Origin of the sequence: Vibrio frigidus (genome assembly GCF_042465995.1) — a bacterium.
In the GTDB taxonomy this organism is placed as follows: domain Bacteria; phylum Pseudomonadota; class Gammaproteobacteria; order Enterobacterales; family Vibrionaceae; genus Vibrio.
The window spans coordinates 286,135-306,788 of the sequence record NZ_JBCDMC010000006.1; the positions used below are offsets into that span (position 1 = coordinate 286,135).

Annotated in this window: 18 protein-coding genes and 4 tRNA genes; 8 read left to right on the top strand and 14 right to left on the bottom strand. The window is 41.6% G+C overall.

Annotated features, from left to right (window positions below; all coding sequences use genetic code 11):
* Positions 1-15: 15 nt before the first annotated feature.
* Together AACW90_RS12395 and AACW90_RS12400 are read right to left on the bottom strand one after the other, a co-directional pair.
* A complete protein-coding gene (locus AACW90_RS12395) occupies positions 16-603 on the bottom strand; it encodes a cytochrome b/b6 domain-containing protein (protein ID WP_229637999.1) in 588 nt (195 codons plus the stop codon).
* Between the two features lie 15 nt (positions 604-618).
* A complete protein-coding gene (locus tag AACW90_RS12400; protein ID WP_390234846.1) occupies positions 619-2,238 on the bottom strand; it encodes a tetrathionate reductase family octaheme c-type cytochrome in 1,620 nt (539 codons plus the stop codon).
* 604 nt (positions 2,239-2,842) lie between these two features.
* Here AACW90_RS12400 and AACW90_RS12405 point away from each other — a divergent pair.
* Genes AACW90_RS12405 through AACW90_RS12415 form a run of 3 tightly spaced genes read left to right on the top strand, consistent with a single transcriptional unit; the run spans position 2,843 to position 5,228 of the window.
* Positions 2,843-3,229, top strand: a complete 387-nt coding sequence (locus AACW90_RS12405; protein WP_390234848.1) for a PepSY domain-containing protein — start codon at positions 2,843-2,845, stop codon at positions 3,227-3,229.
* A 9-nt stretch (positions 3,230-3,238) separates the two neighbouring features.
* Complete coding sequence (locus AACW90_RS12410) at positions 3,239-3,898, top strand: response regulator transcription factor (protein ID WP_390234850.1); 660 nt, start codon at positions 3,239-3,241, stop codon at positions 3,896-3,898.
* Positions 3,888-5,228: an ATP-binding protein gene (locus AACW90_RS12415; protein WP_390234852.1), complete on the top strand. Its 1,341-nt coding sequence runs from the start codon at positions 3,888-3,890 to the stop codon at positions 5,226-5,228. Before AACW90_RS12410 ends, AACW90_RS12415 begins: the two co-directional genes overlap by 11 nt.
* 140 nt (positions 5,229-5,368) lie before the next feature.
* Here the strand turns inward: AACW90_RS12415 and AACW90_RS12420 are convergent, their stop codons facing one another.
* Both AACW90_RS12420 and AACW90_RS12425 read right to left on the bottom strand, forming a co-directional pair.
* On the bottom strand, positions 5,369-5,737 hold the full coding sequence (locus AACW90_RS12420) for a YgiW/YdeI family stress tolerance OB fold protein (RefSeq protein ID WP_390234854.1): 369 nt from the start codon (positions 5,735-5,737) through the stop codon (positions 5,369-5,371).
* 208 nt (positions 5,738-5,945) lie between these two features.
* Positions 5,946-7,097 carry an iron-containing alcohol dehydrogenase gene (locus tag AACW90_RS12425; RefSeq protein ID WP_390234855.1) on the bottom strand — a complete coding sequence of 384 codons (1,152 nt, stop codon included), beginning with the start codon at positions 7,095-7,097 and terminating at the stop codon, positions 5,946-5,948.
* Between the two features lie 172 nt (positions 7,098-7,269).
* On the opposite strand from AACW90_RS12425, the gene AACW90_RS12430 reads away from it, so the two are divergent.
* The gene (locus tag AACW90_RS12430; RefSeq protein WP_390234856.1) at positions 7,270-8,163 is read left to right on the top strand and encodes an AraC family transcriptional regulator; all 894 of its coding nucleotides are present in this window, start codon (positions 7,270-7,272) and stop codon (positions 8,161-8,163) included.
* Positions 8,164-8,432: 269 nt separating this feature from the next.
* Here AACW90_RS12430 and AACW90_RS12435 read toward each other — a convergent pair.
* The 3 genes from AACW90_RS12435 to AACW90_RS12445 all read right to left on the bottom strand — a co-directional run bounded on the left by AACW90_RS12435 (position 8,433) and on the right by AACW90_RS12445 (position 10,099).
* A tRNA-Gly gene (locus AACW90_RS12435) sits at positions 8,433-8,508 on the bottom strand.
* A 34-nt stretch (positions 8,509-8,542) separates the two neighbouring features.
* Positions 8,543-8,629, bottom strand: a tRNA-Leu gene (locus AACW90_RS12440).
* Positions 8,630-8,857: 228 nt separating this feature from the next.
* A complete protein-coding gene (locus AACW90_RS12445; protein ID WP_390234858.1) occupies positions 8,858-10,099 on the bottom strand; it encodes an HDOD domain-containing protein in 1,242 nt (413 codons plus the stop codon).
* 393 nt (positions 10,100-10,492) lie between these two features.
* Here AACW90_RS12445 and AACW90_RS12450 point away from each other — a divergent pair, with 393 nt between their 5' ends.
* Positions 10,493-10,795 (top strand): isoamylase early set domain-containing protein, encoded by a 303-nt coding sequence (locus AACW90_RS12450; protein WP_195703017.1) that lies wholly within the window; start codon positions 10,493-10,495, stop codon positions 10,793-10,795.
* A 675-nt stretch (positions 10,796-11,470) separates the two neighbouring features.
* Here AACW90_RS12450 and AACW90_RS12455 read toward each other — a convergent pair.
* From AACW90_RS12455 to uvrY, 5 genes are all read right to left on the bottom strand, one after another.
* A tRNA-Gly gene (locus tag AACW90_RS12455) sits at positions 11,471-11,546 on the bottom strand.
* A 19-nt stretch (positions 11,547-11,565) separates the two neighbouring features.
* Positions 11,566-11,639, bottom strand: a tRNA-Cys gene (locus AACW90_RS12460).
* Positions 11,640-11,910: 271 nt separating this feature from the next.
* Positions 11,911-12,468, bottom strand: a complete 558-nt coding sequence (pgsA, locus tag AACW90_RS12465; protein WP_275136353.1) for a CDP-diacylglycerol--glycerol-3-phosphate 3-phosphatidyltransferase — start codon at positions 12,466-12,468, stop codon at positions 11,911-11,913.
* 46 nt (positions 12,469-12,514) lie between these two features.
* Positions 12,515-14,347: an excinuclease ABC subunit UvrC gene (uvrC, locus tag AACW90_RS12470; protein WP_390234861.1), complete on the bottom strand. Its 1,833-nt coding sequence runs from the start codon at positions 14,345-14,347 to the stop codon at positions 12,515-12,517.
* The gene (gene uvrY, locus AACW90_RS12475; protein ID WP_275136351.1) at positions 14,347-14,991 is read right to left on the bottom strand and encodes a UvrY/SirA/GacA family response regulator transcription factor; all 645 of its coding nucleotides are present in this window, start codon (positions 14,989-14,991) and stop codon (positions 14,347-14,349) included. The genes uvrC and uvrY overlap by 1 nt, the downstream gene beginning before the upstream one ends.
* A 286-nt stretch (positions 14,992-15,277) precedes the next feature.
* Here uvrY and AACW90_RS12480 point away from each other — a divergent pair, with 286 nt between their 5' ends.
* Positions 15,278-17,641, top strand: a complete 2,364-nt coding sequence (locus AACW90_RS12480; protein ID WP_390234862.1) for a DNA polymerase II — start codon at positions 15,278-15,280, stop codon at positions 17,639-17,641.
* A 36-nt stretch (positions 17,642-17,677) separates the two neighbouring features.
* Here AACW90_RS12480 and AACW90_RS12485 read toward each other — a convergent pair whose 3' ends face one another.
* Positions 17,678-18,445: a nucleotidyltransferase domain-containing protein gene (locus AACW90_RS12485; RefSeq protein WP_390234865.1), complete on the bottom strand. Its 768-nt coding sequence runs from the start codon at positions 18,443-18,445 to the stop codon at positions 17,678-17,680.
* A 179-nt stretch (positions 18,446-18,624) separates the two neighbouring features.
* Here AACW90_RS12485 and efpL point away from each other — a divergent pair, with 179 nt between their 5' ends.
* The gene (efpL, locus tag AACW90_RS12490) at positions 18,625-19,194 is read left to right on the top strand and encodes an elongation factor P-like protein EfpL (RefSeq protein ID WP_195703011.1); all 570 of its coding nucleotides are present in this window, start codon (positions 18,625-18,627) and stop codon (positions 19,192-19,194) included.
* A 10-nt stretch (positions 19,195-19,204) separates the two neighbouring features.
* Entirely contained in the window at positions 19,205-19,558 is a 354-nt protein-coding gene (locus tag AACW90_RS12495) for an HI1450 family dsDNA-mimic protein (protein ID WP_390234868.1), read from the top strand.
* A gap of 76 nt (positions 19,559-19,634) precedes the next feature.
* Here the strand turns inward: AACW90_RS12495 and rluB are convergent, their stop codons facing one another.
* Positions 19,635-20,531, bottom strand: a complete 897-nt coding sequence (rluB, locus tag AACW90_RS12500; protein WP_275136347.1) for a 23S rRNA pseudouridine(2605) synthase RluB — start codon at positions 20,529-20,531, stop codon at positions 19,635-19,637.
* Positions 20,532-20,654: the final 123 nt, after the last annotated feature.

Genomic DNA, 20,654 nt, shown 5'->3' on the forward strand with positions numbered 1-20,654 from the left:
TCTTTATTACTCTATTTACTCTTTACCCGACAACATCGCTTTCATATGGCTTGATAGCTTTTGGCCAAGTGTAATTAAATACAAATGCACAACGAGGAAAGCGATAACCGAATAAGCACAAAACGTGTGGATTATCGCCACTGTGCCTATGTGATCAATAAAACCTGCGGCACGCAGTTCCGGGAAGAAAAAGAAAATCAGTCCAGTCACTATTTGCAACGGTATCAGGACAAATAGCACGCCAAGATAGGCCATTCTTTGTAGTGGATTAAATTTGTTTTCTGGTGACATATGATGAGGATGGGGTTCACCAACAAACACACCATATAAGTAGAATCGCAAGACTCCGTCGATTCCTTTCATATCCGGTACAAATTGCTTCCACTCGCCAGTAGTAAATACCCAAGTAAAGATAAGCACGACGAGTGCTGCCCAAATAAATCCCGCAAAATGGTGAAAATGCGAACTCTTTCCAAACCCTAATAGGTCGATAGTTCCGTGAAGCTCTAGACCGGTCACAATCAGCAACAATACTAATGCCGCTTGACCCCAATGCCAGAAGCGTTCAAACCGTTTAAATATTACAACTGTTTTGTTCATCATAAATTCCTGTAATAGTTACTTCTGGTTAGTCTGTTGTTTACGGCGACGAATAGTGAGTATTCTTCCTAGCGCGTGTAAAATCACACCGGCTAGTCCACCCCAAATTGCGATAGCTCCAAACCATTCGACTAGAGTATTGCTGTCACGGCCGACAAGATAAAAATCATTCAGTCCGTTCAGTCGACTTTCATTGCTATGGCAAGCTGAACATTTCACGGCTTGATCCGCTGGTGCAACCATGTGTTTGATAGGCCAATAGCCGTTGGTTTCAACGAAGTCGTAATTGCCGCTGAATTCGACGTGGTTCAGTTTTGCGCCAGCCTCGAGTGCCTTACCCCAATCCAATGTTGTCCAAAGTGCTCCCGATGATGCTTTACCGTAAAGTTTAATCGGCAAGATTCTGTTCAGTTCAGTGTCGTAAGGTTGGTTACCTTTGTGGATTTTAAATGGCCAGATACGCGCTTCAGGATCGTCATAACTACCAGAGGGAGGATTGATATCGATGGGTGCATTATTAGGGTCGATGGTATCGAGCAGCGTCATCTGCTTAAGCTCACCTTTGTACCAACGGTATTCAGGAACGACATTTTTACCCCATGTAAATGTTCCTTTTTTACTCATATAAGAGTGGTTTTCCACGCCATCAAAAACCTGATCTTCTACATATGGTTTACCGTCTTTTGTTTTTCCTGCTGTTGACCAATCCCACGAAAGTTTGGTTAAGTAAGCCCCACGAGCCATCTCTGGTATATGACACGACGTACACGCCACTTTCGCTGTATGATTGTCAATATCTCTATCTTGGTGTGGCGTTGCGCTATGACATGATTCACAAGAGACGTTATTTCCGTCTCGGTCGTCGCGCCCCATATTGAGGTCATGATCAACAAAGGCTTTGCGGTCATTGTAGCGACCTGAAATCTTATGGTCGCTTGTGGTATGGCAGTCCTGACATGCAAAGTCGAGTTTCTCTGGGCTCATATGTACATCTAATGCAAACTCAGGTTGAACGAGAGACATATCAGTATCGCCGTGTTTAACGCCGTTACCACCGCCACCGTTCGCATGACATGCTAAGCAATTTTCCCGCTCTGGATTACCCACATGTGTCGCCACATAAGATAGGTCTACCGCTTTTTGCAACTTGCCACCAATTATCTGGTCTTCATAATATGGATGACCCGATGATGCCGCTGATTTTTTGTAGGTACCGGTTGTATCATGGCATACAAGGCAATCAACGTTCTCTTCTGCTTCTAAATCAAAATCTTCATTACGCCATCCAAAACCGATGTGACATTGCGTACAACTTTCGTTTCCTTTTGCCGATACGCAATAGTTATTAAAGCCATTCTGAGCCTTACCGACTTTTACACCGTCAACCTCTTTGGACCAAGTCCAGTGGAATGTCTGGTGTAGTTGTTTAGACGCTTCGGTATGACATTCTAAGCACGCCTCAGTCACATCAGGAGCGTAATCAAACTCTTGCTTCAGCACCTCAAACGTAGAGTGATCTGCCGTACTCGTTATCGAGCTTATTTCTCGTTTTTGCGTCGTGTTCTCCGCTACTCCTGATGCCATGGATAAACCAGCCCAAGAATAGAGTACGACCACCAGCATGATTAATTTTTTCATTTAAAACGTTACCTCTTGGTCTGCATATTCCCATTTAATAGAACAGCTTGGGCTTCAATCCTTTAAAACTAATGTAGTGTTATATGTAATGCTCATATTTATAATTTAAAACTATCGCTTGAAACAACTAATGACCAAAATAAATAAATTGAACACCAAACAATAAGAAGAAACTAAAACACTTAAAGCTTATATACGTATTACTAATATAATACTAAAGTCCATAACTTATCCATGGTTTTTTAAAAGTTCAGCGAAACCTTATAACTAGATCACATACTGTGGCGATAATTCTCATTTCCAGAAATTGATCCCTATCAATAATTTTCTATTTGTCTATTAATAACAACTAGTTATAATTACAGTATTGTTATTGGCATATGCTAGTAAAGTGCATCTGTAATCCTAAGGTAGTAGAAAAATAGAGGTCTATTTAGGTCCAAATCTTGGTCAGTTTTCCGCATGATTTGTTATCTTAAATAACGTTTTGACCGCAAATTTCAATCGTGCTATTTCTCTTCTCATTTTTTAGTTATGACTCCATTCACTTTCTATTCATTTAGTCTCAGATATACTTAAAGAAATTTTCTGAGCCGATGACGTTATGCCCAAACCTAAAGTATTCAACTTACTCTTAATATCGCTACTTTCTTGCTCTGTTTCCGCCTCTAATTCAGAGGAGAACGGCCATATGTTGCTTCAAGATGAATTTCGTAATGGCACCAGTATCGAATTCGATGAGGATCAAGATGAGGTATATGATGCGGTTAAGAGAGGATTGATTAAGCCTTTTTCCGAGTTATATAGCGCTGTCGATCAACAGTTAAACGGCAGATTGATAAAGGTTGAACTCGATGAAGACGACGATGAATGGGTTTACGAATTAAAAATAATTCACGAAGGTAATGTCATTAAGGTCGAGTACAATGCGACAACACTTGAAGTAATAGAGATAAAAGGCCGTAACTTACTGAACGTCATAAAGAAATAGAGCCATCATATGAAAATTTTAGTTGTCGAAGATAATCCACAGTTAGGTGAACAAATTGTTTCAACTCTCGAATGCGCAGGATGGGTAGCAGAGTTGGCGCAAGATGGCATTGATGCACTGTATAGAGGTACGTCAGAAGATTGGGACGCAATAGTACTAGACCTAGGATTGCCCAAATTAGATGGTCTCACTGTTTTAAAAGGGATACGAGATGAAAATATCAACACCCCTATCATCATCCTCAGCGCAAGAAACAGCTTATCGCACCGTGTTGAAGGCCTTAACGCTGGCGCAGATGACTACTTAACAAAGCCGTTCGAGATGGTTGAGCTCGTGGCTAGGGTTCGAGCTCAGTTTCGTCGCTCTTCAGGCCAAGCCTCACCTATTCTTCAGATCGGTGATCTGAGTCTGGATACCCGATCATCAAAGGTTATGTGGCTCAGTCAGGCTGTCGAATTAACGGCCCTTGAGTACAAGGTTGTTGCCTATTTTATGCACAATAGTGAAAAAGTAATCTCTCGTACCGAACTCGTTGAGCATATCTACAAACAAGATTTTGACCGCGACTCCAATACTATTGAGGTGTTTGTCGGACGTATACGCAAAAAGATTGCACCAGATATAATCAAAACGGTTCGTGGATTGGGATATCAACTCAATGCAAAGTAAGTTGTTCAGCTTTAAACGCTTAAGCATTCGAGGCCGGCTCGTTTTAGCGGCCTGCTTTTGGCTAGGTGGAATGATTGGATCCGCTGGTGTTGTAATACCCAAATTGATTAATGACTACCTCCGTACTGAGGTGATTTCTCAGCTAGATTTGGCTATGGACGAGATTGCCGGCAATCTGATAGTAAACAGCAGTGGCCAACTCACACTTACAGACAGTTTATCGGACCCTAGATTTAAGCAACCGTACAGTGGCGTCTATTGGAATGTAACGGGTTTTAGTCATACGCTACGTTCTCGATCTCTGTGGGACAAAAATATAGAATCAAGAGACAATCAACACTCTTTTGAACTGTTTGGCGCCAAAGGCGAAAAATTACTCTTTATTTCTAAAACAATCTATATACCTGACATAACCGAGCCATTGAACGTAATTGTTGGGGTAGATCAAAATCCACTTGATGATACGCTAGAAATGGTTATCGGCCAGCTTTGGTTAATTTTGTTGCTTCTTTTTATTGGCATTCTTATTTTTATTTTACTTCAGGTTTCTTGGTCGTTACGACCATTAAACACACTCCAAAACGAGCTGAAGTCTCTAGAAAAAGGTAAGATCGACACCATTACAGGTGACTATCCTGCCGAAGTTTCACCATTAATTGCTGACCTTAATGCACTGCTCTTTCACTACCAAGAGTTACTGCATAGAGCGCGAAACCATGCCGGTAATCTTTCTCATTCGATCAAAACACCTCTATCGGTATTAAATAATCAAGTTGCCGAGTTATCCGATCCGTCACGTGAAGATTTAATGCATTCGATAAAGCAGGTTCAATCGCAGATCGATTATCATCTCAGTAAGGCTCGAATGGCTGGTTCGATGAACATCTTATCCGTTAAATCAAATCCTTCTGAACGCATAGACGCAATATCGAGCGCATTTGATAAAGTATATTCGTCTCGCAATCTAGTACTCGTGAATGAACTAGACCATGACTTCGAGGTGGCTATTGAGCAAACCGATCTCGATGAGATATTAGGAAACGTGGTCGAGAATGCGTACAAATGGGCCACTACGCTTATACGTATTCATGCGGTAGTAGAGCAAGACTCGCTGACACTTTTTATTGATGATGACGGAATAGGCATTGCTCATGATCAACTCAATGACATTGTAAAAAGGGGTTATAGGTTAGATGAATCAACGCCAGGGTCCGGATTAGGCCTCAACATTGTGTCTGAAATGGTCCATAGTTACCGCGGGGATCTGTCATTTGATAGAAGTAATCTTGGTGGGTTAAGGGTCATACTCAAGTTAGTCCTTGCCCCATAAAAAGGTCAAAGCCACCGACAAAATACCCACAATAACCTCTTTCTCTTAGAAGAAAGGGATAACAATACGCCTGCAAATAGAGCGCCAAACTTTATAAGGTCACTCCAGCAGCAGGCATTTTGTTACCTTTAACAATAATATTATAGTATTTGAATCTGTTCAGCTTCAATCTCTGGCGTACTTCCACCTTCGAATTCGCCATATATTCGCAATTTAGTTTCAGCAGTAATAGGTGCAGCTAGATTAATGTCATCATCCAGTTCCACTTCTATCTCTGCTTCTCCATCTGAAAAAATATACGTATCTTTTCGAGTCTGTCGTATCAAGTAGCCTTCAACAATCACATCTTTTTCTGTGAACATACTTGAATCACTTAATAGGGATTTTACCGATGTTAGGTCGACCGGACCGTTGAAGTTAATCATTTTATTCTGATGATCGTTACCTGCCATTACGATTGCTGGCATTAGAATTAGCGAAGCCGCTACGGTTACAATTGTCTTTTTCATTTTATTTCCTCAGTTCACTGTCTGTTTTGATGGTGTTATTAAAACACGTTGATATTGAACCGAGGCTGAGTGATTCATTCATTTTGAGTTCATTGCGAAAAGTGTCGAAGGCGTGTCTGCACCTATCTATCCACTTATATTCCCAGTATTAACAAAAAAACCTCCTGAGATATGCTCTCAAGAGGTTTTTTATTTGGAATCTAGACGATTAGGCAACCGATGCTTCGAGTATTATACGGCTTTCTTCAAGCGTAATTGCTTTATGTTCACCAAGTGCAACCATACCGTGTGCTTCAAGGTTCGCAAGAACACTTTGAATAGTGGTTGCTTTGTCTGATCCATGCTCAGACAGTTGTGTCGCGACATCTAAGCTGTGGTAGAACGCTTCAATTGCTTCTATCGTTCTTTCCGCTAAATCGCTGCCTGATTCAAGAGCGAACACATTTGTGCCCATTTGCTCCAGTTTTGCTCGTTTTACTTCAATTTGATTGCGGTACAATGCAGGTTGAATGATAGCAAGCGAACGAGCGTGATCAACGCCATATAACGCGGTTAGTTCATGGCCAATCATATGCGTTGCCCAATCCTGATCCACACCAGCACCGATTAAACCTGATAGTGCCTGATTTGCTGTCCACATTAGGTTACTACGCCAACCATCATTGTCACGATTGTCATAGTCTTTTGCTAAGGTCATTAGGTTGCGTAAAAGCACTTCTGAATAACCATCTTGAACCATTGCACCTTCTTTTTGCGTCGATACATACAACTCACACGTATGTACCCACGCGTCTACCAATCCATTTTTTAGCTGACGTTCAGGGAGCGACTTCATAGTATCTGGGTCTAGTACGGCAAAAATAGGCTGAACCGCTGGAGAACCAAACGGAAGTTTCGTTTTAGTCGCCGCTTTAGTTAATACCGCACCAGCGTTCGATTCTGAACCTGTTGCAGGGAGGGTTAATACCGCAGCAAGAGGCACCGCTTCTGTAACTTTATGTTTACCTATTAGGATATCCCAACCATCACCATCATATTTTGCCGCTGCAACGGCGTATTTAGAACCATCAATAACCGAACCCCCACCAACAGCGAGAACGAAATCTATTGCCTGTTCTTTAATCATCGCAACAGCTTTGTCCATCGTTTCTACTGTTGGGTTAGGCTCAACACCTGAAAACTCTTGCCACTGGTGCTCAGACAACGCAGCCACAACTTGATCATAAACACCATTACTCTTAATCGAACCACCGCCGTAGATAACCAATACTTTTTTATCTGTTGGTATCTGTTGTTTTATTGCGGCTATCTGACCTTGGCCAAACATTATGGTTGTTGAGTTCCCATAGGTAAATTCCATGACTTTCTCCATCGTTTAATTCTGATTATATAGGTAGCAGTGAGTAAATACTCGACTCTTGCATTGCATATTACTGACAATTAAACTGTATATAAATACCTATTTATGTCAAATATTTGCCCAAAAGTATCACTTTTGCTATTTTGAACAGATATTAATAAAGGAGTTCACCATGAAACAGTTCGTCCGCTATATGGACTCATACGTTGATAACAAACAATTGGGCCAGCTCGAAGGTCTGGTCAGCACTGTGATACCGGGTGTTAAATTTTATCGCTCAGGAAGATCTCGTCCAAGAGAGCCCCTTGTCTATGAATCTGGAATAGTCGTTATCGGTCAAGGTATCAAGAACATTTATCTCGGTGAGCACAAAATGACTTATGGCCAAGGCGATTTTGTTGTGTTCGGTGTCCCACTACCACTTGAATGTGAATCTGAAGCGGAAGATAACAAGCCGATTATGGGCCTTAAGATCGATATAGCACCAAAACAACTCCATTCGATAATAAACCATATTGACCAATACGACTCCGAAACTGTTGCCCCCTTAAACCGCAGTTGTCTTGGTATGAACTGCATGTCAATGTCTGATCCACTAGAAGATGCCTTTTTGAAGCTTATGCAGGTTTTACAGCATGATTCAGAAGCCGAATTTCTTGGGGAAGACATCGTAAAAGAAATCATCTATCGAGTGCTTAAAGGTCCAATGGGACATATTCTATATGAACGTGCAAATACGGAAGGAAATTATGCAAAGCTTGCAAAAGTTCTGGACCGATTGCATTCAGATTACGCATCACCACTTACGGTAGATGAACTCGCCGCCGAGGCCTTTATGAGTGTCCCCGCCTTCCATCGTGTATTTAAGCAGGTTACAGCGGAGTCCCCTCTTCAATACCTCAAGAAAGTCCGATTAAGCAAGGCTCGCGATTTGATCATGCTTGATGGATGCCGTGCATCTGAAGCTGCACGCATTGTTGGCTACAATAGTGCTTCGCAATTTAGCCGTGAGTTTAAGCGCCATTTCAACTATTCACCCGGAGCCACCCAAGCCCACGCGGTTTAATATAGGAATGACGAACGTGATTGGCATTGAAGTCTAGACGTAAAAAAGCCCTAGCATTTCTGCTAAGGCTTCTACAAATTGGAGCGACACATCGGGTTCGAACCGATGACCTCAACCTTGGCAAGCGTTTCTCCTCTACCATGTTATGCACTTCATTACTTCCTTATACCCCATTATTCGCTTGGCGGAGGAAGAGAATGACGAACGTTGATAGCATTAAGGCCTAGACGTAAAAAAGCCCTAGCATTTCTGCTAAGGCTTCTACAAATTGGAGCGACACATCGGGTTCGAACCGATGACCTCAACCTTGGCAAGGTTGCGCTCTACCAACTGAGCTAGTGTCGCAGTGCTGCATTCATCGAATACAGACTTTATTAGATGGTGCCCCGGGCCGGACTTGAACCGGCACAGCGCGAACGCCGAGGGATTTTAAATCCCTTGTGTCTACCAATTCCACCACCAGGGCACGCAATTCTTTCTTGCTATGCTACTAACTGACTTTAGTTAGACACCATCTTGATACTGACAAGTCAATATCGCAAATTTTGTTTCTATAAAGCGTTTAACTTCGCTTCCAGAACAGGGCTGTACTTTACTGGATTCAGAAAATGAGTCAACCAAAAATTATTAACTTTTTAACCGTATGACTATTTTTTAATCTCAAAGAGGAAAAAATAGTCATTTAGAATTAAAACTACATAGAAAGCGTCAACTTACCGGGGTTACTGTTTTTTAATGCGTCAAGCGCTTCACCATCTAATTGGACATTTGCAAACCAATAAGGTGCGTGTTTATCTACAAACGCTGAGCTTCTATCTAACATATCATAGATAGCAAATGCCCTAGCCTGCCCTAGTGCAACGCCATGCAAGCTTCTCTTCAATATAGGGGTATCGGATACGTCTTCCAGCAAAGCGCCCCGTAGGTGCAAGACTCGTTGGTCCCATTCTATATGCTGAATTATCCTCTCGGTTAATAGTCGATCTAGTTTATAAATAACATTAGGCAACACGGCTAATGTTGGTTTTACTTCTGCGCACGCAAAATAAGATTCCATGTCTTCATTCTCTCTACACTCTTTCATTACGCCGACAAGTGCGTCTTCAAAGAATTGCGAAAAATAATTACAGATGGCGATTTGCGCTAACGATCGAATGGTTCCGAGAAGAATACCTTCGTCCGGCTCCTTATACCCTGCTTTTACTAAGCGTAGTCTTGTGACGTTCGCGGTAACAATCAGTTGCTGCCATAGCTTGGGTGACATTATTTTGGTGTTTTTATCTGACCATCTGAGCAACGGCTTCGCCATTAGTACTGGAAATAGCCTACGGCAGTTATTGATACCGATATAACCAATGGCAACGCTAGGGTCGTTCGTGTGTTTAGGGAGTTTACCAAGCAACTCACAAAACTTCGAATTACCAACCAAGTCAAGTACGTTGGATTTAAGTGATTGGCTTAACGCTGTTAATGAACCTAGCTTTGAAAAATTTAATGAGGCTGAATAAGCAAATGAACTGAAATGGTCAAACTGCGGAAAGCCCCAAATAAGCCTATCAACCGATAATGTAGAAAGCTTCTCTATCATCAGCCGCTCTGTTTTCATTGCTACACGTGTTACCACTTTATCTAAAATGAACTGCCGCTCTTCTAATCGCTCCTGCCTTTCAATTACTTTTAATTTTTCGCACTGTAAAAGCACCCTTTGATTTTCCGTGATGCGTTCTTTTTCTTCAAAAATGACTGATTCACAATACTCACCTTGAGCGCTTAATATGGTGTCTACATCAGCTTGATCCACCAAATATCGCATACTAACAAGCCATTGAGCATGTCGTATTAGAGTCTGCTCAGTTATTTTTCTAGCGACACTCTCAGCTTCGGCGTTGTACCGTTTACTCGTGAATAATCGTTCGGCTGTACTTTTTTTAGGCAATTATTTTTCCGATATGTAAAGATAACAGGTTAATACCTGTAAAATGTATTAACAATTACAGCACATAAACAATGATTGTGTTAATTGGTTCCTTTATTCAGACCTAAACGCATTGCCTTCTAATATCATTTATCCAGCAGAAAACGCAATTCACACTGTTGACACAAATACTTTCTAAAAATTTCATTTTAATTTTTACACACAATATCAATTGCTTATTTATAAATTAATCCTTACGCAGCATAGGGTTAACAGATGTTCGCCCCCAAAACCAAACGGTGTACTACGATAATCACCAACATCAGAAATCACAGTAATGTTAAAAAGACTTGAACTGCGTCACAAAATCGACTACAAATTAGGCATTATGTTTGGTATCTATAGGAAAAATAAATGTTGAAGAAGCGCTTTTTTAAAACTAAAGACGAAGTAGAAGTAACATTCGAGTGGCCTCAAAGTGAAGAAACCAGTGTCGCAATCGCAGGTGATTTCAATAGCTGGGAAGCGACGCCAATGAAATTGAACAAAAAGAACAAAGCATTCACGCTAAAGCTTCGTTTGCCAAAAGGTGACACGTTCCAATTTCGCTATCTAATCGATGGTGAAAGCTGGGAGAACGATCAAGCTGCAGATGACTATGTAAGAAATAGCTTTGGCACTGACAACAGCTTAATTTCGACAGTAGAAGCCGCGTAGTAGGCGAAAACAATCCTATTCCAAAAGGAAGCACTTGTGCTTCCTTTTTTGATTCTACTGTTTGGGTTTGAACCAATGAGCTCACACCTTGGCTAGCGTTTCACTCGACCATTCTCTGCACCGAATTTTTTCCTTATACCCCGTCATTCCATCGGAGGAGTAATGCTGTTTTGACAAGATTCCCGTTTTCACGGGAATGACGGGCGTTGATTGGTATTGAAATCTAAACGTAAAAAAGCCCTAGCATTTCTGCTAAGGCTTCTTACAAATTGGAGCGATACATCGGGTTCGAACCGATGACCTCAACCTTGGCAAGCGTTTCCCTCGACGAGCGGAGTTAATATTGTTTCATCAATATTCAGGCGTAAAAAAGCCCCAGCATTTCGGCTAAGGCTTCTTACAAATTGGAGCGATACATCGGGTTCGAACCGATGACCTCAACCTTGGCAAGCGTTTCCCTCGACCAGCGGAGTTAATATTGTTTCATCAATATTCAGGCGTAAAAAAGCCCTAGCATTTCTGCTAAGGCTTCTTACAAATTGGAGCGATACATCGGGTTCGAACCGATGACCTCAACCTTGGCAAGCGTTTCCCTCGACCAGCGGAGTTAATATTGTTTCATCAATATTCAGGCGTAAAAAAGCCCTAGCATTTCTGCTAAGGCTTCTTACAAATTGGAGCGATACATCGGGTTCGAACCGATGACCTCAACCTTGGCAAGGTTGCGCTCTACCAACTGAGCTAGTATCGCAATTCATTCCATCAAGAAATGGAGGCGCGTCCCGGAATCGAACCGAGGTCCACGGATTTGCAATCCGCTGCATAGCCTCTCTGCCAACGCGCCGTTGTATCTCTTCTTACCAGAGAAACTTATTCAGTTCCTCTTGAGTACGGGAGGCATTTTACGGATTCACCGAGGTGAGTCAACACTATTTTTATTTTTTTGTATCGTTTGGTTACTTTGCGATCAGTTCTGCTAAGATTGATTACTTTAGTAGCATAAATTCGCTATAAATCCGTAAGATAACTTGACCGTTCTCATACCCAATACCCTAGTTGTTTTCGTTAGAGATAAAAAAAGCGAGCCTCTGCTCGCCTTTAGATCATTCTCAAACTTATTGGTGTTTTTTATCTAACAGGTCACCCTTCGCTGCCGCTAGATATTGAATCATAGACCAATAGGTTAATATCGTGGCAACGTAAAGCGCCGCATATCCGACCCAAACCATCCAATCATCATAACGCCATATTAACACCCACAAAGCAAACATCTGCGCCACGGTTTTGACTTTCCCAACCCATGAAACAGCCACGCTAGCTCGCTTACCAATTTCTGCCATCCATTCTCGCAAGGCAGATATAATGATCTCTCGTGAAATCATGGTGACGGCTGGAATGGTTATCCAGATAGTCTCGTAATGCTCTGTAATTAAAATAAGGGCTGTTGCGACCATTACCTTATCGGCTACAGGATCAAGAAAAGCACCGAAGCGAGAAGTTTGACCCAATTTACGGGCGAGCATGCCATCGAAATAATCTGTAACAGCAGCAAACCAAAAGACCATTGCCGCAGCAAAAGGAGCCCAGCTGTAGGGAAGATAAAAAACAATGACTAAAACTGGTATTAACGCCAGTCGTAATAAAGTAAGTATATTTGGTATGGTAAAACGCATTATAGTTAGCTCTTGTAAACCGCGAGGTAATGGTGCGGGAAAAAAACTATTCTTTCAATGACTGATGTATCTTTTCTGCCAAAGAAAGACTAATTCCCGGTATTTTGCTTATATCTTCTACACTTGCTCGCTTGAGTTCCTGAAGTCCACCCATAAACTTGAGCAATGATTGGCGTCTTTTGGGCCCGATACCCTCAATGCCTTCTAAAGAACTGGTTCTTCTTGTCTTCGCACGTTTTGCTCTATGTCCCGCAATTGCATGATTATGACTTTCATCTCTAATATGCTGAATTAAGTGTAACGCAGGCGCGTCACTAGGCAGGTTAAACTCATCGCCTGCAATCGTGATCAATGTTTCTAGACCGGGCTTTCTCGTTACACCTTTTGCAATACCAATAAGCCTTGGCCGTTTGGGCCAATCTTCCCAATGGGAAGAAAGAATTTGATGCGCGCGATTGAGTTGGCCTTTACCACCATCGACGAAAATAATATCAGGGATTTTCTCCACATCCAGCTGTTTGCTATACCGTCGATCGAGTACTTGCCCCATCGCCGCATAATCATCCCCACCTGTAATACCCGTTATGTTGTAACGTCTATACTCTTGCTTGACTGGCCCTTCATGGTTAAATACAACGCAAGATGCGATGGTACTTTCGCCCATCGTGTGGCTTATATCAAAACACTCCATGCGACGAATTGATTCTATACCTAACTCATCTTGCAGAGCCGATACGCGCTGACTAATAGTCATCTTGTGGTTTATTTTGGTTGTAATTGCGGTCAACGCATTGGTGTTGGCGAGTTTCAAGTACTGCCCACGGGTCCCTGTTGGATCTTGATGGAATGACACTTTACGCCCTGCTAGCTTAGTGAGCGCTTCTTGTAACGGTTCACCTTCGGTAAACAGCCCTTTATTTAACACAATACGAGTAGGTATGGTACGCGCTTCATTGTGTCCAAGATAATACTGACTCAAAAAACTATAAAATACTTCTTCTCTTTCCGTGTTATTAGGTATCTTGGGAAAATGGCTTCGGCTGCCTAATATTTTACCTTGTCTAACCATCAATATATGAATACACGCTAGCCCATTTTCTTGCGCGAAACCTAAAATATCCAGGTCATCCATACTATCTTCAGAGACAAATTGTTGTTCTTGCACCCTTCTTATTGCTTGGATTTGATCTCTTAGTTTTGCCGCATCTTCAAATCGAAGTGCTATGCTAGCTTGCTCCATCTTGTCGACAAGTTCAGAGATAACCTGCTTGTCTTTGCCTTGCAAAAACAGTCGAACCATACCGACGAGTTCTGAATACTCATCATCGCTAATGAGATCAGACACACAGGGTGCAGCACAACGCCCGATTTGATACATTAAGCAAGGCCGAGTACGGTTACCATAAACGGTATCTTCACACTGCCTTACTGGGAATATCTTCTGTAGCAAATGTAATGTTTCTCGAACAGCACCTGAATCGGGATAAGGACCAAAATACTCACCCTTACGTTTTTTGGTGCCTCGATGAGAGGACAAACGGGGGTGCTTATGGGCGCTTATGAAAATATAAGGGTAGGATTTGTCATCTCGTAATAACACATTATATTTCGGCAAATACTGCTTAATATAGTTGTGCTCAAGAATCAGAGCTTCCGTTTCCGTATGGGTAACAGTAACGTCAATTTTTACGATATGGCTAACTAAAGCACGCGTTTTTTCACCGTCAACATTTTTACGAAAGTAACTAGAAAGCCTTTTTTTAAGGTCTTTTGCTTTACCCACATAAATAATATCAGACTCGGCGTTATACATTCTGTATACGCCGGGCTGATTTGTGACAGTATTTAGAAAAGAGGATGAATCAAAACTACTCGACACTACAATGTCTCGGTATCTAGCATTCCATGACGAATGGCCAAATGAGTTAACTCCACATCACCATTGATATCTAATTTACTGAACAATCTATAGCGATAGCTGTTGACTGTTTTTGGACTCAGATTTAGTTGTTCTGAAATATCCGTTACTCTTTGTCCTTTCGTAATCATCAGCATGATCTGTAACTCACGCTCCGAAAGATCTTTAAATGGATTTTCAGATGCTGAAGAAAACTGACTTAATGCCATCTGTTGAGCAATTTCCGGGGAAATATAGCGTTGTCCGCTATGAACCATTCGAATTGCATTCACCATTTCGTCTGGGGCAGCCCCCTTTGTAAGATAACCAGCAGCCCCTGCTTGCATCACCTTTGTCGGAAATGGATTTTCAGTATGTACCGTCAATACAATGATTTTTACATCAGGATTAAACCGTAATATTTTTTTTGTCGCTTCCAAACCGCCAATACCCGGCATATTCATGTCCATGAGTATGACGTCCGCATGATTGCTGCGACACCATTTTACAGAATTTTCACCGCTTTCAGCTTCCCCTGCTACGTTCATTCCACGGACGTCTTCAATTATACGTCTTATCCCTGTGCGAACTAGCTCGTGATCATCTACAAGGAAAACATTTATCAAACTTGTATCTCCACACTACTAACCTCTGCCAACCGAATCTCAAATTGAGAAATGGAACGCAATACTATAACGATTTTAACCTATTTTAGACAAGAATGCTTATCTACAATATGAGTCGTAGCACAAACTTTCATTATTTTTTATAGTGACTAATTATCAACTAATTAATTTATTGCCGATTTTTATATCAATCGTTAATTATTCGATACAACACTACGCTACCAACTGGCTATTTGCCAACAATAATTGCTACTATCCAAGCATGTTCAGTACCTAAGGCTACAAATTGAATCTAGGAAAAGGGTTTATCCTTACACGCCACGCCAGAGACATCAAAGGGTCAACTTTGATTGAGCTGTGGCTAAATACACCCGAAGGGCCAACTCAACTAAAGATTCAATCTGAAAAAAGTCTTTTTTTCATAAAAGCCACTGATTTATCAAGAGTCCAAAGCCTCTGTTCGGAACACAGACAGAAACTAGAATGTAGGCCGCTTGAACTAAAAGACTTTCAACAAAATTCTGTCGTTGCCTGCTACAGCGAAAACCAACACCTAAAAACCCAAATCTTAGCTCTACTCACCTCTAATGATATCGAAACAATCGAATCCGACGTTCGCCTAGCAGACCGATATTTAATGGAACGATTTATTCAAGGGGGCATTGAGTTTACCGGTTATAGAACTGCAAAAAATGGCTACACCCAAGTAACACAAGCGAAATGCCGTAAGGGCACGTACCATCCAAACTTAAGCTATGTCTCATTGGATATTGAATGTTCAGAAAATGGCATTCTCTATTCCGTCGGATTGGCTTCACCTCTTGATAATCGTGTGATTATGATTGGCTCACCAGAGCCTTGCGAAACCCCAGTTCAATGGGTTCAAAATGAAAAGATGCTGTTAATCGCACTCATTGACTGGTTTAAACAATATGACCCAGATCTTATTCTTGGTTGGATGGTGGTGGATTTTGATTTCAGGTTATTAGTCAAAAGGGCCGAATGGCATGGACTAAAACTTTCCATTGGTAGAGGAAATCAAAATGCGTACTTCAGGCAATCCAACCAAACGCAACAAGGGTTCATTTCTATTCCTGGTAGAGTGGTATTGGATGGTATTGATACACTTAAAACCGCCACCTATTCGTTCCGTTCGTGGTCTCTAGAGTCCGTTTCTCAAGAACTGCTTTCCGAAGGTAAGGCAATACATAACGTCCACGACAGAATGGCAGAAATAAACAACATGTTCCGCCATAACAAACCGGCATTAGCAAAATACAATTTGCAAGATTGTGTGTTGGTAAATCGAATTTTCCAACACACTCATTTAATAGAATTTGTCATTGAACGTTCAAGATTAACTGGTATAGAACTAGACCGCATGGGCGGATCTGTCGCCGCATTCACTAATCTATATTTGCCACAGCTTCACCGGGCTGGTTACGTGGCCCCTAACCTTCAGACTAAAAACTGGCAAGCCAGTCCTGGTGGCTACGTGATGGATTCTTTACCGGGATTGTACGATTCTGTTTTGGTATTGGATTTTAAGAGCCTTTATCCTTCTATCATCCGTTCGTTCTTAATTGATCCTTTAGGGTTAGTAGAAGGTCTGAAACTGACAACAGGGAACAAACAAGACCAAGCGGTAGAAGGTTTTGTTGGTGGGCAGTTTCACCGAACCAAGCACTTTCTCCCAAAAATGATAGAAGATTTATGGTCAGCGAGAGATAACGCTAAGAAAAACAATGAAAAGGCCTTTTCGCAAGCGATAAAAATCATTATGAACTCTTTTTACGGCGTACTCGGCTCGTCTGGTTGTCGTTTTTTCGATGTCCGCCTTGCCTCCTCTATAACCATGCGTGGTCATGAAATAATGAAGCGCACAAGGCAATTAATCGAACAAAAAGGGTACATTGTCATTTATGGTGATACAGATTCAACCTTTGTCTCCCTGACCCGCGCCTTACCAACATCTGAAGCAGACGAAATAGGCAAAGAATTGATCGACCACATAAACGATTGGTGGACCAACCATATACAGCATCAATACGGTCTATCCTCTTGTTTAGAGCTCGAGTATGAAACCCATTACCGAAAATTTTTGATGCCAACGATTAGAGGTTCCGAGACAGGTTCCAAGAAACGCTATGCAGGACTTATTGGCGAAGGAAAGGCGGAACATATTGTGTTTAAAGGGCTAGAAAGTGCGCGCACCGACTGGACGGTATTATCTCAACAGTTCCAACAAGAACTCTATGAAATGATTTTTCATGATATTGACCCGACTGACTATGTTCGCCGTTATGTAGAAGCAACGCTCAATGGTGAGTATGACGATAAACTGACCTACCAGAAAAGGTTAAGGCGTAAGCTCAGCGAGTATCAAAAAAACGTACCACCACAAGTGAAAGCGGCTCGTATGGCAGATGAAATTAATGCAAAATTAGGTCGACCTCTTCAATATCAAAACCGAGGTCGTATCGAATACATAATTACGTTAAATGGGCCGGAACCAGAAGAATACAGACAGAGTGCCATTGATTATCAGCATTACATTGATAAGCAGCTATTGCCCGTTGCCGATGCTATATTGCCTTTTATCGGACTCGACTTTGAAAGCATAAACGCGCCACAGTTGGGCCTATTTTGACTTAAGTGAACTATTTTCATGTTCATTGGGTTGGCATTAACCAATCCTAAACTCTGTTTTTTTATAAGATTTGACTAACCAGCTACCGTAACTATCTAAGATCCCAATAATTGAACGTTTAGGTATATATCTACCTGAAAGAAGTATATTAAGCCGCTCAATATCTATATGTTTGTCCGGATAGTAATTCAGAAACTTCTCACCACATTCGCTCGGATCATCATACCATCCTTTGTCTTTATTCATGATCACAGAGTAACTAGCTCTGAGTAATTTTTTAGCAATGATCACTTGGCATTTAATCTGCTCTTCTCTGTTTGTTGCTTGCGCGATTCTCCGCCGATAAGTTGCTATCCATTCATCGACATCCATATTCCAAAACTTAGCGATCTCCCAACTCGGTTCGAATTCGCCGTAACGAGTTGACAAGTCATCGCCGGAGACACAAACACAGCAATGTTTCAACATGAAGCCCCAAGTGATAACACTTTCTATCGCTAAAATATCTTTGACCAAAGGGAACTGAAAAGATAAGTCAGTAATCAACGGGAATGCTTTTTTATATCGCCATTTTATCGTGCTCAATAACGTCTGAAACCTTGCATCCGGCTGGCGTCTTGTGACCACTACCAAATCAAGATTGGATTTACCCGGCACGGCGCACTTTCTCGCCACGCTGCCATAAAGGTAGATGCTGTGGAGGTTACTACCTAACCCACTTTCAAGCGCTGGAATTAATTCTTGAATGACTCTACGATATTCTTCTTGCCAAGGGGCGCTCGGATCTATCACTGGTAATGGCACAAAGTTGCTCGCTATTGGTCGTTAATGATTAAAAAAAAACCTAAAATGGTAAAAACCGAATCTAAATCTTATTTTGAGCTCAATTATGCCTTGTAAATATTGGATTTAAAACCAGAGGTTGTATTCTATTCCTTGTGCCCCAATTTATTGGTCAACTTATACATTTAAAGGTCAGAACGATGACAAAGGCTAGTGATATAAAAAAAGGCTTTGCTGTAAGCCTAAACGGTAAAATTTTACTTGTTAAAGATTTCGACATCACCACTCCCGGTGGGCGTGGCGGAGCGAAAATCTATAAATTTCGCTTCAAAGATTTAATGACAGGCGGCAAGGTAGAAGAAGGATTTAAAAGTGACGAGCTTTTAGAAACCGTTGATATGACAAAACGCAATGTGATGTTCTCTTACATTGACGGTGATGAATATGTCTTTATGGATAACGAAGATTACACTCAGTACAACTTCAACGGCGATGACATCAAAGAGGAATTACTATTTATCAACGAAGAGACACAAGGGATACAGGTTGTATTGATCAATGACAAATCTGTTGCTATTGAGTTACCCGCTTCCGTTGAAATGGTCATCGAAGAGACCGACCCTTCTATCAAGGGCGCTTCTGCTTCTGCGCGTTCTAAGCCTGCTCGCTTCGCGACGGGACTCACTATTCAGGTACCTGAATACATTGGGTCTGGCGACAAAGTAAAAATCAACACCGCCGAAAGCAAATACACAAGTAGAGCAGATTAGGGCAAATCATATGGTAGATAACAACGAAAGTAATCAAAGCGATCAGGAAGAACTCATTTCGTATGATGATGTTATTGACGTTGCATACGATATCTTCTTAGAAATGGCGCCTGATAACCTAGAACCTGCAGATGTCATTCTATTCACCGCACAGTTCGAAGATCGAGGCGCTGCAGAATTGGTGGAGACCGGTGATGATTGGGCAGCAGAAGTCGGCTTTGAAGTAGACAAAGAAGTCTATGCTGAGATTCGCATTGGCTTAGTGGATGAAGAATCGGATGTACTTGATGATGTATTTGCTAGAATGCTCGTTAGTCGTACTCCAGAGCATAAGTTCTGTCATGTATTTTGGAAAAGAGATTAAACTTAATTGAATGCAAAAACGGGTTATACCATGTATAACCCGTTTTTTATTATTCATCTATTATTTGTCGTTTACGCTATTTTCTTACTTTACGGTTTCTATTTCCACGACCTTTAGGGGCTGTCACTCTTTCTTCATGACGCCTAACTGCGCGGCGAATTTTCTGATGACGTGAACGTTCGCGTTTACGAGATGTATTATTTTTATCTAGATCGATCACTGTATTTTTTTCTGGCTTCAATTCAACTAGCTCACGCAAGTAGTTAACTTCTTTCAGCTCGAGTTCCATCCAACCACCACGTGGTAATGTTTTCTCTAGGTAAATATCGCCATAACGAACACGCTTTAAACGACTTACTGTTGTGTGTTGTGACTCCCATAAGCGACGGACTTCACGGTTACGCCCTTCGTTAATCACCACGTAGAAAGTATGATTCATACCTTCACCACCTGCATAAACCACATCTTCGAATCGTGCCATGCCGTCTTCAAGTTTCACACCTTGAACAACATTACGAACCTTTTTCTCGTCTATTTCACCAAATACGCGGACTAGATATTCACGCTCAACCTGACGGCTAGGGTGCATCAAGCGGTTGGCTAACTCACCGTCTGTGGTAAATAACAGTAAACCAGATGTATTTGCATCCAGACGCCCTACAGAGATCCAGCGTGCACCACGAATTTTAGGCAAGCGATCAAATACAGTTCTACGACCTTCAGGATCAGAGCGAGTACATAATTCGCCTTCAGGTTTGTAATACGCTAATACACGACATACTTCATCGTCATCTTCTTTAATGGAGATAACATGTCCGTCCATACGGATCACTGAATTATCGTCTTCTAGGCGCTCACCGAGCTTCGCAACTTTACCGTTAACGCTTACACGGCCTGATTTGATTAATGTTTCTAGCTCACGTCGTGAACCGTGACCGGCTCTGGCTAAAATTTTCTGTAGTTTTTCGCTCATCAATATACCTGTGGTTGTCGTCTTCACAGACGTCAGTAATTTAAAAAAATATCTCTTGCACGATTTTCATCGAACAAACAAAAATGCAATAAAAATGCGGTCGGGGATTATACATTATTTTCA

What these genes read in the sequence shown, in the direction of transcription:
- efpL (WP_195703011.1), top strand. Translation starts at nt 18,625, where the DNA reads ATGACAAAGGCTAGTGATATAAAAAAAGGCTTTGCTGTAAGCCTAAAC.
- AACW90_RS12405 (WP_390234848.1), top strand. Translation starts at nt 2,843, where the DNA reads ATGCCCAAACCTAAAGTATTCAACTTACTCTTAATATCGCTACTTTCT.
- AACW90_RS12415 (WP_390234852.1), top strand. Translation starts at nt 3,888, where the DNA reads ATGCAAAGTAAGTTGTTCAGCTTTAAACGCTTAAGCATTCGAGGCCGG.
- AACW90_RS12425 (WP_390234855.1), bottom strand. Translation starts at nt 7,097, where the DNA reads ATGGAATTTACCTATGGGAACTCAACAACCATAATGTTTGGCCAAGGT.
- AACW90_RS12395 (WP_229637999.1), bottom strand. Translation starts at nt 603, where the DNA reads ATGATGAACAAAACAGTTGTAATATTTAAACGGTTTGAACGCTTCTGG.
- AACW90_RS12495 (WP_390234868.1), top strand. Translation starts at nt 19,205, where the DNA reads ATGGTAGATAACAACGAAAGTAATCAAAGCGATCAGGAAGAACTCATT.
- rluB (WP_275136347.1), bottom strand. Translation starts at nt 20,531, where the DNA reads ATGAGCGAAAAACTACAGAAAATTTTAGCCAGAGCCGGTCACGGTTCA.
- AACW90_RS12410 (WP_390234850.1), top strand. Translation starts at nt 3,239, where the DNA reads ATGAAAATTTTAGTTGTCGAAGATAATCCACAGTTAGGTGAACAAATT.
- AACW90_RS12420 (WP_390234854.1), bottom strand. Translation starts at nt 5,737, where the DNA reads ATGAAAAAGACAATTGTAACCGTAGCGGCTTCGCTAATTCTAATGCCA.
- AACW90_RS12450 (WP_195703017.1), top strand. Translation starts at nt 10,493, where the DNA reads ATGTTGAAGAAGCGCTTTTTTAAAACTAAAGACGAAGTAGAAGTAACA.
- AACW90_RS12430 (WP_390234856.1), top strand. Translation starts at nt 7,270, where the DNA reads ATGAAACAGTTCGTCCGCTATATGGACTCATACGTTGATAACAAACAA.
- AACW90_RS12400 (WP_390234846.1), bottom strand. Translation starts at nt 2,238, where the DNA reads ATGAAAAAATTAATCATGCTGGTGGTCGTACTCTATTCTTGGGCTGGT.
- pgsA (WP_275136353.1), bottom strand. Translation starts at nt 12,468, where the DNA reads ATGCGTTTTACCATACCAAATATACTTACTTTATTACGACTGGCGTTA.